The following is a 15,181-nucleotide window of genomic DNA, read 5'->3' on the forward strand; positions in this document are numbered from 1 at the left end:
GGTCGGCACCGGCTACTTCGACCAGATCGCCGCCGCCATCAACCCCGCCTCCACCACCACCGCGCTGCGCGGCTCGACCGAAGAAGAACAGTTCCGGTGAGGTGAGGACCCGTGCCGCGCGCCGCCCTGCGAGTAGATAGAACGTTCCGTATACTTGCTGTCATGAGTCCGCTCACAGCAGGCACCGCGCCGCGTCCGTCCGCTCGTAGCAGGCTGTTGGAAGCGGCGGACGAGCTGTTCTACCGCCAGGGCGTCGACGCCACCGGGGTCGACGCCGTGATCGAGGCCGCGAATGTGGCCCGTATGACCTTCTACAAGCACTTCGGCGGCAAGGACGCGCTGGTCGTCGCTTACCTGGAGGAGCGCGACGCGCGCTGGCGCGGCCTCTTGGACGACCTGTGCCAGGCGGCCGGCCCCGCCCCCGTAGCGCGCATCATGGCGGTGTTCGACGCGCTGGCGGTCTACCACCGCCGGCCCGGCTACCGCGGGTGCGCCTTCGCCAACGCCGCCGCCCAGCTGGGGGGCCGGGACCACCCCGCGGGGGCCGTGGTGGCCGCGCACAAGGCCGCCCACCGCGCACGCCTGGCGGAGTGGGTCGACGAGGCGCGCTACGCGGATGCGGAGGAACTCGTCGATCTCCTGCTCATGCTGTACGAGGGCGCGACCACCACCGAGGCGCTGGGCACCGTCACGGAAGCCGTGGCCAAGGCACAGCGGACCGTCGCCCGCCTGCTCGACACCTGGCCGCGGCGAACCGAGGAGGAGACACGGTGAGGGGCACAGCGACGCGCCGGAACACACCGGGGCTGCCGTTGACATGGAAGGTCGGGCTGGCGGGGGTAACGGCGCAGGGGGTGACCTTCGGCTTCGCGCGCTACGGGTACGGGCTGTTCCTGCCCGAAATGCGCCGGGACTTCTCGCTGTCGGTCTCCCTCATCGGTCTGATCGGCAGCGCCACCTACGTCAGCTACATGGTTTCGCTCCTGCTCGTCGGTGCGCTCTCCCGGCGTTGCGGACCACGGCCACTGGTCATCGCGGGCGGTGTGTCCGCCGCGGCCGGCATGTTCCTCGTGGCGTTCGCCGGGAACACCGGCGCACTGGCCGCCGGCCTGATCCTCGCCGGACTGAGCCCGGGGTTCGTCTGGGCACCGTACTCCGACGCGGTGGCCCGGATGGTGCCCGCCGGCCGCCGCGAACGGCTGATGGCACTGATTCCCAGCGGTACGGCCTTCGCCGTGGTCGTAGCAGGACCGCTGGCCATCTTCGCGACCGGGCGGACCTGGCAGTACGCGTGGAGCGCGTTCGCCGTCGCGGCCCTCGCCGTCACCCTGCTCAACGCCTGGGTCCTGCCAGGCGGCCCGGTCACCCCGCGCACCCGTCGCCAGGAGGAGGGACCCGGCTGGCGCTGGTTCGCCCGTACCGCGACCGTGCCGCTTTATGTGACCGCGGGTTCCTACGGATTGATCGGCGCCGTCTACTGGACTTTCGCGGCGGATACCGTGGCACGGAACCTCTCCGCCGACCACCTGGCCGTCCCCCTCTTCTGGACCCTGATGGGGCTGGCCGGAACCGCGGGAGTGGCGGCCGGGGCCTTTATCGACAGGCTGGGCCTGCGCCGCGCGCAAATATGCCTGTTTCTCGCCTTGGCACTGGCCATCGCCCTCCTCGGCCTCGCCCCGGATTCCCTGCCCGCGGTAGCGCTGTCCGCCGTTTTCTACGGGCCGGCTTTCATGGCGACTTCCGGCCTGCTCGCGGTGTGGAGTTACCAGGTCTTTCCCGAACACCCCGCCACCGGATTCAGCGCCACGGTCTTCTTCCTCGGGCTCGGTACCATCATCGGCCCGGCCGCTCTGGGGGCTTTCGCCGACCGGAACGGACTCGGCGCCGCGTTCCTGCTCACCGCGGCGATCTCCCTTCTCACCCCCATGGCCCGGCCGGCACCGCGACAAGGCCGGAGCACCGCGAGCTCTTCGACGGCTTCGTCGCTCCGGAACTCCGAAACGCGCGAACGCATCTGAACGATGTCAACGCATCGTGCGGGTTTCCGTGATGACGGCGGTGACCAACTCGAACGGCGTCACATCGAACGCGGGATTGAACACCCTGGTATTCCGCGCGGCGACCCGGATGCCCGCATGGTGGGTGACCTCATCGGCGTGCCGCTCCTCGATCCGGATGTCCGCACCGCTCCGGGTGCGCGGGTCGAGGGTGGATTCGGGTGCGACGACCACGAAGGGGACGCCGGCCCGCTGCGCGGCCACGGCCAGGGCGTAGGTTCCGATCTTGTTCGCGACGTCCCCGTTCGCGGCGATCCGGTCCGCGCCGACGACGACGCAGTCCACCATCCCGGCAGCGAGGGCGGCAGGACCGGCGGCGTCCACGCAGAGACGATGAGGAATACCGGCCTCCGCCAGTTCCCACACCGTCAGGCGCGCGCCTTGCAGCAGCGGACGCGTCTCGCCCGCCAATACCTCAGCCACCAGCCCGGCGGAGGCGAGTTCCTTTATGGCGCCGAGCGCCGTGCCCCAGGCTGCCGTCGCCAGACGACCGGTGTTGCAGTGCGTCAGCACCCGCAATGGTGTGGACGGCAGGCAATCCCGTAGGAATTCCGCGGCCCGGTGAGAGGCGGCACGGTTCACCCGCTCGTCTTCGGCCAGCATCGAAAGGGCCTCGGCGAGCACCGCCTCCTTGCCGTCGGGCAACCGGTTCAGCGCGCGCTGCACGCCCCGCTCCAGATTCACAGCGGTAGGCCGCGCTTCGGCGATGCGCCGGGCCTGCGCACGCACGGCCGCCTCCCCGGCCGCACCGTCCGCGTCCGCGAGATGAGCGGCCAGCGCCACGCCGAGGGCCCCTGCCACACCTACTGCCGGCGCGCCCCGAATTGCCAGCGACTGTATGGCGGCGACGACTTGCTCGGTGTCCGTGAGCCGCAACTCCTTCAGCTCGTCCGGCAAGGCTCGCTGGTCGACCGCGACCACCGCGCCGTTGTCCCATCCGATGGACCGCTTCACGAAAGCCCGTCTCCTTTCCCGGTGTCCGCGGTGCACAGATCCAGTGAGAGGCCATGCCGGTCCGCCGGCGGGGCGTCGAGAATGTGGTCGGCATTGAGGATTGCCGTCTGGAGTTCGCCGAGCTTCGGGGACGGCGCGATACCGAGTTCGCGGCTCAGGCTGTCGTGCAGGGAGCGGTGGATGTCCAGCGCCTGCGCCGACCGTCCCGAACGGTGCAGTGCGATCATGTACTGCGCGTGGAAGTTCTCGTTGGTGGGGTGCTCCGCCACCAATTGCCCGAGCTGTGGGAGGAGTTCGTGGTGCAGGCCGAGACGTAACTCGGCCTCCAGACACCGCTCCAGAAGGTTCAGCCGGTACTCTTCCAATCCCACGATGTGCGACTGCAAGTAAGTGCCGGTCGACACGTCCGAGAGCACCGGCCCGCGCCACAGGGCGAGCGCGGACCTCAGCGCAGAGCGGAGCTGCCGGTCGTCCCGCGCGGCCTGCGCCTTCTGCGCACGGGAGACGTACGCGTCACAGGCGTGCAGGTCCAGGCTCTCGGGGTCGACATTCAGACGGTAGCCGCGGTGCTGGGTGGCCAAGAGCTCTTTCGCGCGCCGCTGGGACCCTACGGGTGGGACGCGTGCGAACGCCTGCCTGATGTGGAGCACGCGGGTGTGCAGGCTCTGCACGGCGCTCCGCGGGCTGTCCGGGCCCCAGATCTCCTCCAGACACTGGTCCAAGGGCACCGTTGTGTTCCTGTGCAGGAGCAACAAGGCAAGCAGCTGCCGGGTCTTGGGCGCGGACGGCAGGGGGTATTCCTGACCGTCCTCCAGTATGAGCGGGCCTAATACACCGAACCGCATGTTTCCTCCGTTGGATGGTTGTCAGGGGCCACAGGGGTGTCCTGAATCCGGTGGCGCACACGAATCTTGGGGAGGGGGAGACGGCCAAGAGGCCGCGCTTGGCAGGCGGCAGCGCGAGCATGCAGGTGAACGGAGGCCGGCGCGGGCACGTGAAGCCGGGGGAGCCGCTCTCTTCGTGCCTGCCGCATTTCCGGCCTGGAGCATATGCTTCCCGCTCTTCGCTCGGTCAAGTGTTTTCATCCTGGCCGATCCCGGCTTTGAGCCAGCGGAAGCACATGCGACATGCAACGAGGTGCAGGGAGAACCTGCTGCCTTGGGTGCATTCTGCTGTTGAATCATCTATGGGTGCTTCCGGTCGGTTTACGCGCGTTGCGGCCCGCGCCGGTCGGCCACATTTTCCCAAGGTGGTTGCGAAAATGGCGCACCAGGTGACCAGCGCCGATTTTCGGCGCAATGCTTTCGGGTAAGAGGTGATCATCTCATGGGTCCGCATTCCGGACGAGGTGCCGGTCCGACCCGGTCCGGCCGATCACGATGGCCGATTAGCGGCGCCTGCCGTTCGTGCCGCAAGAATTCCTGGTGTGGTGTGGCGTTTAGGCCTCGCCCGGCGCGGTACTCGGCAATGCTTCGCAGGAGACTCCGGGGTCCCGGTGAAGCCGGTTGCGCGTCTCGTGCGCCTTTTAGCCCACGGTGTTTAGCCGTCTCGATGACGGCTACACATACATGGAATCGGTGGAGCGGCCTGGAGGTGTCATGGCGGACTGGCGACTTGACGAGGAGTACGCGAGCCCGTCGGGAGTCGTCCGCTGGGCGTGCGTGGGGCAGGGGCCACCGGTCGTCCTCCTGCACGGCACGCCTTTCTCCTCGTACATCTGGCGCCATGTCACGGCAGCACTGTCCGACCGGTATCGCTGCTACGTCTGGGACATGGCAGGGTATGGCGCGTCGCAGAAGTCCGAAGGGCAGGATGTCTCCCTGGCGGCCCAGCAAGAGGTGTTCACCGGGCTGATGCGCGAGTGGGGGCTGCGTGAACCCGCTGTGATCGCTCACGACTTCGGTGGCGCCGTCGCGCTGAGGTCGGCGGTGTTCGACGGAATGCAGTACGGCCGCCTGGCGCTGCTGGATACCGTCGCCCTGCGCCCATGGGGTACCGGTTTCTTCCGGCTGGCGCGCGAACATCCCGAAGCCTTCGCGTCGCTTCCGGCGCATCTGCACGAAGCGCTGGTGCGCGCTCACGTCGGCACGGCGAGCCATAAGGGCCTGGACGAGGAAACCGCCGATGCTCTGGTGCTTCCCTGGCTGGGGGAGGCCGGGCAGCAGGCGTTCTACCGTCAGGCGGCCCTGAACGACGAGCGGTTCACCCGCGAACTCGAAGACCGTCTCGGCGAACTCCACCTGCCGACTCTGATTGTCTGGGGCCGGGAAGACGAATGGCTGCCGATCGACCACGCCGAACGGCTGAAGGCTTGCATTCCGCACGCTCGGGTGCAAGTGCTCGACGGTGCCGGCCACTTGGTCCAGGAGGACGCGCCGTCACGATTGTGCGGTCTGCTCGCCGACTTCTTGCGCGATTCGTGAACCTCGGCCCGTGCAGGCCGGGTCGAAGCGCGGCCGGGCGTGCGGAGTGGCGGGCTGCGGCCCCCGCCCCTGATCCGCCTCGACGCGGAGCTTGGGCGGGGGCCCTTTTACAACAGGCGGCCCGGTAAGGCAAGCGACTTATACCACGAGCCGCCCCGCGTCTATGGGTAATTTACGGGATTTGCCATCACTTTGGCCCGTGTGGAAGATCTTTTTACCTTCATATCCTTGCCCTTGCGCGCACTTAGGCATGTACTGTTGCAAATGGCGTATGCAAAATCTTTGCTCGCCAAAGGGTGCGTGGGGGTGTTTTTGGTGACACGGGGGAAGCTCTTGGGCTCCGCCCTTTCGGTACCGATGCTCGCATTGACCGTGCGACTCGCCATCTCCTCGATCGTTCCCTCTCCGCTTGCCCTGTCGGGGCGGCTTTAGCCGTACATTCCCGTGGGTTCCGACCAAAAAATGCAGACATGTTTCTGTGTGCTGGAGGGGCGAATGGATAACAAAGTCATCACCGTCCTCGTCGTCGACGACCAGACCCTGCTCAGGGAAACGCTGTGCGATGTGCTCGCCGCTCAGCCCGACATCAAGGTGGTCGGCGGCTTAACCAACGGGGAGGCGGCGGTGCGCATGGCCGCCGAGCTGCGCCCCGACGTCATCCTGCTGGACGGGGCCGAGCCGTACGGAGTGGTCTCGGGGGTCGAGGCCATGCACCGGGTGTCGCCGCGGTCGCAGTGCATCGTCCTGACCTCCTTCCACCATCCCGCGCTCGTTCAGCAGGCGCTCCAGCTGCGGGTGAGCGGGTTCCTGACCAAGAATTTGCGGCGGGCCGAGGTGCTGGCCGCGATTCGTAGCGTGACGAGCCACCCGGGGCAGATATTCATGTCCGTTCCGAAGGAGAGCATGGCGGCCCTCCCGTATTCGTCCACGGCGCGGCTCTCCGCCCGCGAACTGCAGATTATGGAGAACGTGGCACGGGGGCTGAGCAACAGCCAGATCGCCGCCCGTCTCACCATCACCGAGGCAACCGTCAAACGTCATCTGAGCAATGTTTTCGAAAAACTGGGCGCGGTGTCCCGGATCGACGCCGTGAACAAGGCGAAATCCATGCTGCTCCTCGGGATTTCCCGGAGCAACACCGGCCCGTACCCGCGGCCGGAGGCCCGCCTCCAGGTACAGGCCGGTACCTGAAACTCCCGGACCGCGCCTCGGCGGATTCCCGCCCCGAGGCGCGGTCCGGGCCCGGTTCAGACGCGCTTGAGCACGTGCAGGAGGTACTCGTCCCGGTTGAGCGGGTTGGCCCCTTCGGGCCTGGGCCGCACGGGCGGGTGGCCGGCGGCGGGCCGGTAGCCCCGGTGCTCGGCCAGGAACACTCCCTCTCCCTGGGTCAGCCCGGGAACCCGCTGGTTGAAGTCGTGCACGAGGCTGGTTGGCATCGTGCCCTCCAGGCGGAAGGCGTCGCCCTCGGCCGTGGGCACGCCGGGGTTGGCGCCCAGCTCGGCGAGTTTCGCCAGCACCGGGCTGAGCCGCGAGGCGGGGACCTCCAGCTCGAAGGAGCTGACCGGTTCGTACACCCGGGTGCCGGCCTGCCGGAGCGCGTCCATCAGGACCAGCGGCGTGGCCTTGCGGAAGTCGTCGGCCGCGCTCACCGGGCTGGCGAACCCGGTGCGGGTCAGGGTGACGGCGCAGTCGGTGACCTGCCAGCCGTACAGGCCGTGCCGCAGGGTGGCGTGCACCGTCTCCTCGATGGCCTTGTGGAAGGCCAGGGGGAGCGATCCCAGTTCCACCGCCAGGCGGAAGGTGATGCCCGCGCCCGGCTCGGCGGGCCCGACGTGCAGCCCCACGGTCGCCCAGAAGTAGTTGTGCGTCCGCGTGTCCAGCTCTTCCAGCGCCTCGCCCGTACCGACGGGCTTCTCGATGCAGACCGTGCGGGTCGGGTCGAAGCGGGCCCGCACACCGAAGGACTCCGCGAGCGTGCTGCCGAGGATCTCCTTCTGCACCTCCCCGTAGAGGCGGACCACCGCGCCGTCCGCGTTCTCCTCGTCCTGCCGCAGGTCGATCGACGGGTCCTGTTCGTCGAGCATGCGCAGGGCGGCGTGCAGCCGCCCGGCGTCCGCCGGACGCTCCGGCCTGATCACGGTCTCCAGGCTGGGCGGGGCGAAGAAGTTCCGCGGTGGGGGGCCGTCGAGGTGCCCGGCCCGGTCGCCGACCCGTACGTCCTTCAGCCCCCAGGCCTGCGCGATGTCCCCGGCGCCCGCCCGGGTCTCACTGGTGGCCGACCCGTGCTCGAAGACCCGCAGCGCGGTGATCCGCCCGGCGTGCTCGGTGACCCGGCCGGTGTGGTCGACGCGGTGCAGGGTCACGGAGTCACGGGTGCCCAGCGTGCCGGAGCGCAGCCGCAGATACGCGACCGTCTCCCCGCGCGTACCGCGGTCGACCTTGAACACCGTGGCACGCAGCGGCGCGTCCTGCTGGTCGTGGACCGCGGGCAGCAACTCGCGGACACCGCGCATGAGCTGGTCCAGGCCCTCGCCGGTCAGCGCCGAACCGAAGAACACCGGGTGCACCAGGCCGCGCGCGGTCTGCGCGGCCAGCTCCTCGGCGTACTCCTTCTCGGTCAGCACGCGTTCCTCGTCCAGGTAGGCGGCCAGGAAGGCGTCGTCGTGGTCGGCGAGCAGCTCACCGACCCGGACGGCGAAGCCCGGGTCGGTGTCCGGGCCGAGCGGGATCGCGCGGGCCCGCGGCGTGCCGGCGTCCGCCGCGGCGGAGAGTGCCACCGCGGCGGGGGTGAGCCGGTCGCGGATCTCCCGCAGCACACCGTCGGGGCGCGCGCCGCCCCGGTCGATCTTGTTGACGAAGACCAGCGTGGGAATGTCCAGCCTGCGCAGCGTCCGCATCAGGATGCGGGTCTGCGGCTGGACGCCCTCGACGGCCGAGACCACCAGGATCGCGCCGTCGAGCACTCCGAGCGCCCGCTCGACCTCGGAGATGAAGTCGGAGTGCCCCGGGGTGTCGATGAGGTTGACCTTCAGGTCGTCCAGGACGAAGGTGGCCACGGCGGACCGGATGGTGATGCCCCGCCGCCGCTCCAGCTCCATCGAGTCGGTCTGCGTGGTGCCGGCGTCCACGCTGCCGATCTCGTCGATCACTCCGGCGCGGTGCAGCAGGCGCTCGGTGAGACTGGTCTTGCCGGCGTCAACGTGGGCCAGAATGCCCAGATTCAGCTTCTTCATGGAGGGGGTTCGGATTCCTCTGCGTCGTGATGCGGACCTTTCCTGCCGGATTCGTGGTCGCCTGCCGCATCGTTCCGCCCTCTCTGACGTTGCTTTCCCGCACCCGGCGGGGACGTCCCCGCGGGCATGATCACCGTAGCAAGCGCCGCCGCGGCGGGTCAGGGCTTGACGGCGACAATCAGCCAGTCGCCGAGGAGGTTGTCGATCCGCTCCGCCTGCCGCACCCGGAAGCCGGCCTCCTCCACCTCCGCGCGGTACTCCGCGACGCTGCTGGACGAGCTGTCGCCGCGTATCAGGCCGTGGTTGAGCCGTTGCAGCACGTCCTGCGCCGTCGTGGAGGCCGGGTCGGTCATCAGGTCGTAGACCACCAGCGCACCGCCGGAAGGCAGCGCCTCGCGGATCCGCGCGAGGAGCTTGCGACGCTGCGGCGCGGGCCAGTCGGGCAGTACGTGGCCGGTGACCACCACGTCCGCCGACGGCAGCGGGTCGGCCAGGAAGTCACCGCCGTGGAAGCGGACCCGGCCTTCCAGCCCGCGGTCGCGGATCAGCTCCCCGGCCAGCGGCGCCAGCGCCGGGAGGTCGAACACGGCGCCCCGCAGGTGCGGGTGGGCCAGGGCCAGCCGCGTGGCCAGGTTGCCGCGGGCGCCGCCGATGTCGACGAACGACTCGTACCCGCCCCAGTCGACGCGGCGCGCCAGCTCCTCGGCCGTGAAGGAGCTGAAGGTGTCGAAGTGCGCCATGACCTGGCGGGCGCGCTCCGGGTCCTCGTAGTGCTTGGGGTACGCCTCGGGCCCGTGCGCCTCGGCGCCGGAACCGGCCTCGCCCTCCTGGAGCGCCGTCGTCAGCCCGGCCCATACGTGGTAGTGCTTGCGTGCGTGCTGGAGGACGGTGCCGCCCAGGTATTCGGGGGAACCGGACACCAGGAACGCCCGCGCCGCGGGGGCGTTGCGGTAGCGGTCCCCGTCCGCCTCCAGCAACTCCAGCGCGACGAGCGCTTCGAGGAACTCCTTGGCCAGCGGATGGACGATGCGGAGCTTGTCCTTCACCTCCTCGACGGTCGCGGGGCCTTCGGCGAGCAGGTCGAACAGGCCCAGCTCCACGGCGCTGTGCAAGGCCTTCGCCTGGTGGTATGCCGTGGTCAGGCGCAGCAGCGAGCGGGCCTGGGCCACGGGGGCGAGCGGTGCGGTGGTCATGGGACTCCTTGGGCTGAGAGTGGTGCGGGGCAGAAGACCGCGGGCCGGGCGCCTCAGACGGCGGGCGGCCCGAACCAGGTGCGCAGGGCCTCGGCGAGCCCTTCCGCACCCGAGTCCCGGGTGCCGGTCCAGCAGATGTAGCCGTCGGGCCTGACCAGCAGCGCGGCCAGCCCGTCGACCGCGGTGCCCGGCTCCGCGACGCCCTCGGCCGCGACCAGGTCCACCCGGTCCTTCCACGCCGCGGCCTCGTCGGCGAGCGCCTGGTCGCCGCCGAGGGCCAGCAGCACGCCGCGCGCCGCGTGGAAGTACGTGCTCAGCCGGCGGGTGCCGTCCTCGGTGACGAGCGGCAGGTCCGGGACGCGGCGCCCCAGCAGCGGGTGCTCGCCCGGCACGGGATACCGCACGTCCAGCGCCGAGATGAGGCCCGCCAGGTAGCGGTTGGTCTCCGGTACGTGCAGCAGCTCGATCATCAGCTCCCGCAGCCCTTCGAAACGCGGGTCCGGGTCGATCAGCACCGCCTGCGCGCGGGTGTTGCGCAGCACGCCGGCGGCGATCGGGCGGCGCTCGGCCTCGTAGCTGTCCAGCAGCTCCGGCGCCGCCGTGCCCGCGACCGTCGCCCCCAGCTTCCAGCCCAGGTTCACCGCGTCCTGGAACCCCAGGTTGAGGCCCTGGCCGCCCGCGGGCAGGTGGATGTGGCAGGCGTCCCCGGCCAGCAGGACCCGGCCGTCGCGGTACCGCTCGGCCTGGCGCGAGGTGTCGGTGAGCCGGGAGAGCCACCGCACGTCGTGCATCCCGAAGTCGCTGCCGGCCACCTCGGTGAGCGCGGCCCGCACGTCCTCCTCGGTGACCGGTGCCCGGCGGTCGGCGTAGGGCCGGTCGAAGAAGGCGACCGTGGCCCGGAAGATCCCCGGCTCCAGGGGGAAGGCGGCGAACCAGGCGCGCAGGTCGTGCCGCATGACGCCGTACGGCCGCATCGGGCCCATGCCCTCCCCGTGCGGCAGCTCCTCGCTGAACCGCGCGTCCGCGATCACCGCGAACATGTGCGGCTCCTGCCCCGGGAAGTCGATGCCGAGCAGCTTGCGCACGGTGCTGCCGCCGCCGTCGCAGCCGACCAGGTACGCGCACTCGACCTCGTACGCCCCCTCGGGCCCGGTGACGGAGACGGTCACGCCGTCGGCGTCCTGCTCCAGGGCCGTCAGCGCGTGCCCGCGGCGCAGTTCGGCGCCCAGCTCCAGGGCCCGGCCGGTCAGCAGCTCCTCGGTACGCACCTGGGGGACGAACAGGGCGTAGGGGTGCCGGGTGTCGAACGAAGAGAATTCCAGGGGCACTCCGAGGCTGGCGAAGTTCCCGCCGCGCAGCTTCATCGCGTCGGCCTGGAATTGCCCGCCCAGCCCGCGCATGTCCAGCAGCTCGACGGTGCGCGCGTGCACACCGAGGGCCTTGGAGAAGTCGACCGGCTGGTCCAGGCGTTCCAGCACCAGGGTCCTGGCACCGGCCAGGCGCAGTTCGCAGGCGAGCATCATCCCGGTCGGCCCGGCGCCGGCGACGACCACGTCGTACCGCATACACGCTCCTCGAATCGGTGGTTTCGCCAGGCATGCTGACCGCGCGGCTTCAAGGCGCCGTCCAGCCGGAATCCGGGGCGGACGGCTCGAAGTGGGCTCGAAGCGGGCTTCGTAGCGTGGCGGCGACCCTACGGACACCGAGGACACCTCATGCCGTTCACCCAGAAGGAAATCACCTACCTGCGCGCGCAGGGCTACGGCCGTCTGGCGACGGTCGGCGCCCGCGGCGAACCCCACAACGTCCCCGTCTCGTTCGAGATCGACGAGGAGCACGGCACCATCGAGATCACCGGCCGGGACATGGGGCGCAGCCGCAAGTACCGGAACGTGGCGAAGAACGACCGGGTCGCCTTCGTCGTCGACGACATCCCGTGCCGCGACCCCGAAGTGGTCCGTGCCGTCGTCATCCACGGCACCGCCCAGGCGCTGCCGACCGGCGGGAAGGACCGCAGGCCGCACTGTGCCGACGAGATGATCCGCATCCACCCCCGGCGGATCCTCACCTGGGGCATCGAAGGGGACCTGTCGACCGGGGTCCACAAACGGACCGTCGCGGCCGAGGACGGAGCACGGCGATGAGGGAGCTGCCCGACTTCCCGTGGGACGTGATCCTGCCGTACAAGCGGCGTGCCGCCGAGCACCCCGGGGGGCTGGTCAACCTGGCCCTGGGCGAACCGGTCGACGCCACGCCCGAGGTGGTGCGGTCGGCGCTCGCGGCGGCCGCGGACGCGCCGGGCTACCCGCCCACGGAGGGGACGCCCGCGCTGCGCGAAGCGGCCGCCTCCTGGCTGCGTCGCCGCCTGGGGGTGACGGTGGACCCGTCGGCGGTGCTGCCCGCGGTCGGCACCAAGGAGCTGATCGCCTGGCTCCCCGCGATGCTGGGCACCGGTCCGGGCGACACGGTGGCCTTTCCGCGGCTGGCGTTCCCCACCTTCGACGTCAGCGCGCGGCTGGCCGGCGCGGCGGGTCGGCCGGTGGACTCGCCGGCGGAACTCGGGCGCGAACCGGTGAAGGTGGTCTGGCTCAACTCGCCGTCCAACCCGGAGGGCAGGGTGCTGTCCGTGCCGGAGCTGCGCGAGATCGTGGCCTGGGCGCGGGACCGGGGCGCCGTACTCGTCAACGACGAGTGCTACATCGAGTACGGATGGGAACGGCGGCCGGTGTCGCTGCTCGACCCGGCCGTGTGCGGCGGCAGCCACGAAGGGCTGCTGGCGGTGCACTCGCTCTCCAAGCGGTCCAACCTCGCGGGCTACCGCGCGGGCATCTGCTCCGGCGACCCGGCCCTGGTCCAACGCCTCCTCCAGGTACGCAAACACGCCGGTCACGCCGTGCCGGCGCCCGTGCAGGCGGCCATGGTGGCCGCCCTGGACGACGACGCCCACGTGGAGAGGCAGCGGGACCGGTACACCTCTCGGCGGCGCGTCCTGCGCGACGCACTGGAAGGAGCCGGGTTCCGCGTCGAACACTCCGAGGGCGGGCTCTTCCTGTGGGTGACCCGGGGCGAGCCGTGCTGGCCCACCGTGCAGAAGCTGGCCGATCTCGGCATCCTCGTCGCGCCCGGTGCCTTCTACGGCGAAGCCGGCGAGCAGCACGTGCGCATCGCGTTCACGGCGACCGACGAGCGGATCGCCGCGGCCGCCGCCCGCCTGACATGACGGCGGACACGAGGGCTGCCGCGCGGGGGCCCCGGCCGGTGGCGCTGCTGCTGCCCGGCCAGGGGTCCCAGTACCGGCGGATGGCGGCGGGACTGTACGCCTCGGTCCCGGTCTTCGCCGAGGCGGTCGACGAAGTCCTGGGCGAAATGGGGTCCGAGGGGGCCCGTATGCACGCCGACTGGCTGGCCGAGCGCCCCGGCCTGCCGGTGGACCACGTACTGCGGGCCCAGCCGCTGCTGTTCGCCGTCGACTACGCACTCGGCCGCCTGGTGACCAGCTGGGGCATCCGCCCGGTGGCGCTGCTGGGCCACAGCATCGGCGAGATGGCGGCCGCCACGCTCGCCGGGGTGTTCTCGGTGCGCGACGCCGCGCGGGTGGTGCTGGACCGGGTGACGCGCCTGACGGCGGCGCCCCCGGGCGGCATGCTGGCGGTGGCGGAGTCCGCCGCGTCACTGGAACCCTTCCTGAGCGGTGGTGTGGTGGTCGGCGCCGTCAACGCGCCGCGGCAGACCGTCCTCGGAGGGCCCGAGGACGCGCTGCGCGCCGTGGGGGAGGCCCTGCGGGCCCGCGGCATCGCCGCCCAGCGGGTCCCGGCGCTCAGCCCGTTCCACAGCCCGGCGATGGCCCCGCACGCCAGGGGCGCCGAGGCGGTGCTCGCCGCGGTGGAGCGCCGCCCGCCCCGCACCGTGGTCCACTCCTGCTACACGGCGGCACCGCTGACGGCGCAGCAGGTCGCGGACCCCGCGTACTGGGCCGCGCACCCGGTGGACCAGGTGCGTTTCTGGCCCGCTCTGGACGGGCTGCTGGCGCCCGGCGGGCTGGTGGTGGTCGAGGCGGGACCCGGCCGTACGCTGTCGAGCCTGGCCCTGCGGCACCCCTCCGTACGCCGCGGGGACTGCAAGGTCGTCCCGTTGTCGCCGAAACGCGCGGGCGGTCCGGAGGACGACCGGGTGGCTCTGGGGGAGGCGATGGACGCGCTGCGGGCCGAGGGGTACCGCATTCCCTGAGGAGGGCGGAGCGAGGATCGAACAGCGGTCAGAAACCGTGGTCCTCCGCTTCGGCTTGAGCGATGCGCGCCCGTACTTCCGGGTCGCCGGCGATGTCTGGGGGGAGCTTGGTCTCCGCGTCGATGCGGGTCGCGAGGATCTGGCTCGTCGCCACTGCCGCGCCCGTGAGATCGGCACCGCGCAGATCGGCTCCGTCCACATGCGTCTCGCTGAGCGTCAGGCCGGCCAGTCTCGCCCGGTACAGGTTCGCGCCGCGCAGGTCGGTGTCCCACAGGTCCGCGTCGCGGAGGTCCGCGAATCGCAGGTCCGCCTTGCGCAGGACGGCATCGGACATGTACGCGTCGCGCAGGTTCGCCCTGCCCAGGGTGGCTTCCCGGATGTCCGCCTCGCTCAGGTCCGCGTCGGCCAGGTTGGCACGTGCGAGTCGCGCACCACGCAGGTCGGCGCCGCTCAGGTCCGCGTTCTTCAGGTCGGCGTCACGGAGGATCGCCCTGCGCAACTGTGCCCGCTTGTGGTCGGCGGCGACGGGAGACGAGGGGTCCCACCCCAGTTCGACGCCGGGCAGGTGTGTGGAGCGAAGGTCGGGAACGAAGGAGCGGTCATGGGCGGAGTTCCGGCCGCCGATCACGTCGAGCGCGGCCAGGACATCGGGCGGCACCTGGTCGCCGCTTTTCGGCGGGGCGCCGGCGTGCGTGCGGATGTAGGCGGCCAGGACGTTGGCGATGGTGGGGTGGTCGCGGGGGCGGTCCTCCATGTTGCGCTGAAGGGCGTAGATGCCGCCCAGGCGCACGTCCACCGAATCCTCGCCCAGCTGGCCCACGGCCGCGGTGTACCGCTCGGTGATCTGCCCTTCCTTCGTGGTGCTCAGCTCGTCCCGGGCGATCCGCAGCTGGTTGCTCACCTGGCGGTTGGAGAACCAGAGGCTCAGCACGGCGACGGCGGAGGCGAGCAGGACCGAAGTCAGCTCGACCAGGCGGGGCCAGTCCAGCTCCGGGAGCCGGCGGACACCGCCGGCCGGTGGCGGGCCGTTCCCGACCCGGGAGGAACGCCGGACCACGCGGTGGAGTTGGTGACTCCGTCGGTTTCGCATGCCG

At 70.8% G+C, this 15,181-nt stretch carries 13 protein-coding genes; 7 read left to right on the forward strand and 6 right to left on the reverse strand.

The window, feature by feature from the left end:
- Positions 1 to 162 precede the first annotated feature (162 nt).
- Together ACH4K4_RS34110 and ACH4K4_RS34115 are read left to right on the forward strand one after the other, a co-directional pair.
- Positions 163 to 774 carry a TetR/AcrR family transcriptional regulator gene (locus ACH4K4_RS34110; protein ID WP_398172917.1) on the forward strand — a complete coding sequence of 204 codons (612 nt, stop codon included), beginning with the start codon at positions 163 to 165 and terminating at the stop codon, positions 772 to 774.
- Complete coding sequence (locus ACH4K4_RS34115; RefSeq protein WP_398172919.1) at positions 771 to 2,018, forward strand: MFS transporter; 1,248 nt, start codon at positions 771 to 773, stop codon at positions 2,016 to 2,018. The genes ACH4K4_RS34110 and ACH4K4_RS34115 overlap by 4 nt, the downstream gene beginning before the upstream one ends.
- A 6-nt stretch (positions 2,019 to 2,024) precedes the next feature.
- Here the strand turns inward: ACH4K4_RS34115 and mtnA are convergent, their stop codons facing one another.
- Positions 2,025 to 3,011: an S-methyl-5-thioribose-1-phosphate isomerase gene (gene mtnA / locus ACH4K4_RS34120; RefSeq protein WP_398172921.1), complete on the reverse strand. Its 987-nt coding sequence runs from the start codon at positions 3,009 to 3,011 to the stop codon at positions 2,025 to 2,027.
- Positions 3,008 to 3,739 carry a BTAD domain-containing putative transcriptional regulator gene (locus ACH4K4_RS34125; protein ID WP_398172923.1) on the reverse strand — a complete coding sequence of 244 codons (732 nt, stop codon included), beginning with the start codon at positions 3,737 to 3,739 and terminating at the stop codon, positions 3,008 to 3,010. The genes mtnA and ACH4K4_RS34125 overlap by 4 nt, the downstream gene beginning before the upstream one ends.
- Before the next feature lie 870 nt (positions 3,740 to 4,609).
- Between ACH4K4_RS34125 and ACH4K4_RS34130 the strand changes: the two genes are divergently transcribed.
- Positions 4,610 to 5,434, forward strand: coding sequence for an alpha/beta fold hydrolase (locus ACH4K4_RS34130; RefSeq protein ID WP_398172925.1), 825 nt, complete (start codon positions 4,610 to 4,612; stop codon positions 5,432 to 5,434).
- A gap of 444 nt (positions 5,435 to 5,878) precedes the next feature.
- Positions 5,879 to 6,625, forward strand: coding sequence for a LuxR C-terminal-related transcriptional regulator (locus tag ACH4K4_RS34135; RefSeq protein ID WP_398172927.1), 747 nt, complete (start codon positions 5,879 to 5,881; stop codon positions 6,623 to 6,625).
- A gap of 56 nt (positions 6,626 to 6,681) precedes the next feature.
- On the opposite strand, the gene otr(A) is transcribed toward ACH4K4_RS34135, so the two are convergent.
- From otr(A) to ACH4K4_RS34150, 3 genes are all read right to left on the reverse strand, one after another.
- Positions 6,682 to 8,667, reverse strand: a complete 1,986-nt coding sequence (gene otr(A), locus ACH4K4_RS34140; RefSeq protein ID WP_398172929.1) for a tetracycline resistance ribosomal protection protein Otr(A) — start codon at positions 8,665 to 8,667, stop codon at positions 6,682 to 6,684.
- Between the two features lie 158 nt (positions 8,668 to 8,825).
- The gene (locus ACH4K4_RS34145) at positions 8,826 to 9,860 is read right to left on the reverse strand and encodes a methyltransferase (RefSeq protein ID WP_398172931.1); all 1,035 of its coding nucleotides are present in this window, start codon (positions 9,858 to 9,860) and stop codon (positions 8,826 to 8,828) included.
- 53 nt (positions 9,861 to 9,913) lie between these two features.
- Positions 9,914 to 11,425, reverse strand: coding sequence for an FAD-dependent monooxygenase (locus ACH4K4_RS34150; protein ID WP_398172933.1), 1,512 nt, complete (start codon positions 11,423 to 11,425; stop codon positions 9,914 to 9,916).
- A gap of 150 nt (positions 11,426 to 11,575) precedes the next feature.
- On the opposite strand from ACH4K4_RS34150, the gene ACH4K4_RS34155 reads away from it, so the two are divergent.
- From ACH4K4_RS34155 to ACH4K4_RS34165, 3 genes are read left to right on the forward strand one after another with little or no spacing between them, the layout of a single operon-like run.
- Positions 11,576 to 12,004, forward strand: coding sequence for a PPOX class F420-dependent oxidoreductase (locus ACH4K4_RS34155; RefSeq protein WP_398172935.1), 429 nt, complete (start codon positions 11,576 to 11,578; stop codon positions 12,002 to 12,004).
- Positions 12,001 to 13,080 (forward strand): succinyldiaminopimelate transaminase, encoded by a 1,080-nt coding sequence (dapC, locus tag ACH4K4_RS34160; protein ID WP_398172937.1) that lies wholly within the window; start codon positions 12,001 to 12,003, stop codon positions 13,078 to 13,080. Before ACH4K4_RS34155 ends, dapC begins: the two co-directional genes overlap by 4 nt.
- The gene (locus tag ACH4K4_RS34165) at positions 13,077 to 14,087 is read left to right on the forward strand and encodes an acyltransferase domain-containing protein (RefSeq protein WP_398172939.1); all 1,011 of its coding nucleotides are present in this window, start codon (positions 13,077 to 13,079) and stop codon (positions 14,085 to 14,087) included. Before dapC ends, ACH4K4_RS34165 begins: the two co-directional genes overlap by 4 nt.
- A 28-nt stretch (positions 14,088 to 14,115) precedes the next feature.
- Here the strand turns inward: ACH4K4_RS34165 and ACH4K4_RS34170 are convergent, their stop codons facing one another.
- The gene (locus tag ACH4K4_RS34170; RefSeq protein WP_398172941.1) at positions 14,116 to 15,177 is read right to left on the reverse strand and encodes a pentapeptide repeat-containing protein; all 1,062 of its coding nucleotides are present in this window, start codon (positions 15,175 to 15,177) and stop codon (positions 14,116 to 14,118) included.
- Between the last annotated feature and the right edge of the window lie 4 nt (positions 15,178 to 15,181).

It is taken from the genome of Streptomyces sp. NPDC017529 (assembly GCF_044329785.1).
Taxonomy (GTDB): Bacteria; Actinomycetota; Actinomycetes; order Streptomycetales; family Streptomycetaceae; genus Streptomyces.

Excerpts from the sequence above, each read along its gene's own strand:
- ACH4K4_RS34110 (WP_398172917.1), top strand. The coding sequence starts at position 163 with ATGAGTCCGCTCACAGCAGGCACCGCGCCGCGTCCGTCCGCTCGTAGC.
- ACH4K4_RS34130 (WP_398172925.1), top strand. The coding sequence starts at position 4,610 with ATGGCGGACTGGCGACTTGACGAGGAGTACGCGAGCCCGTCGGGAGTC.
- ACH4K4_RS34145 (WP_398172931.1), bottom strand. The coding sequence starts at position 9,860 with ATGACCACCGCACCGCTCGCCCCCGTGGCCCAGGCCCGCTCGCTGCTG.
- ACH4K4_RS34150 (WP_398172933.1), bottom strand. The coding sequence starts at position 11,425 with ATGCGGTACGACGTGGTCGTCGCCGGCGCCGGGCCGACCGGGATGATG.
- ACH4K4_RS34155 (WP_398172935.1), top strand. The coding sequence starts at position 11,576 with ATGCCGTTCACCCAGAAGGAAATCACCTACCTGCGCGCGCAGGGCTAC.
- dapC (WP_398172937.1), top strand. The coding sequence starts at position 12,001 with ATGAGGGAGCTGCCCGACTTCCCGTGGGACGTGATCCTGCCGTACAAG.
- ACH4K4_RS34165 (WP_398172939.1), top strand. The coding sequence starts at position 13,077 with ATGACGGCGGACACGAGGGCTGCCGCGCGGGGGCCCCGGCCGGTGGCG.
- ACH4K4_RS34170 (WP_398172941.1), bottom strand. The coding sequence starts at position 15,177 with ATGCGAAACCGACGGAGTCACCAACTCCACCGCGTGGTCCGGCGTTCC.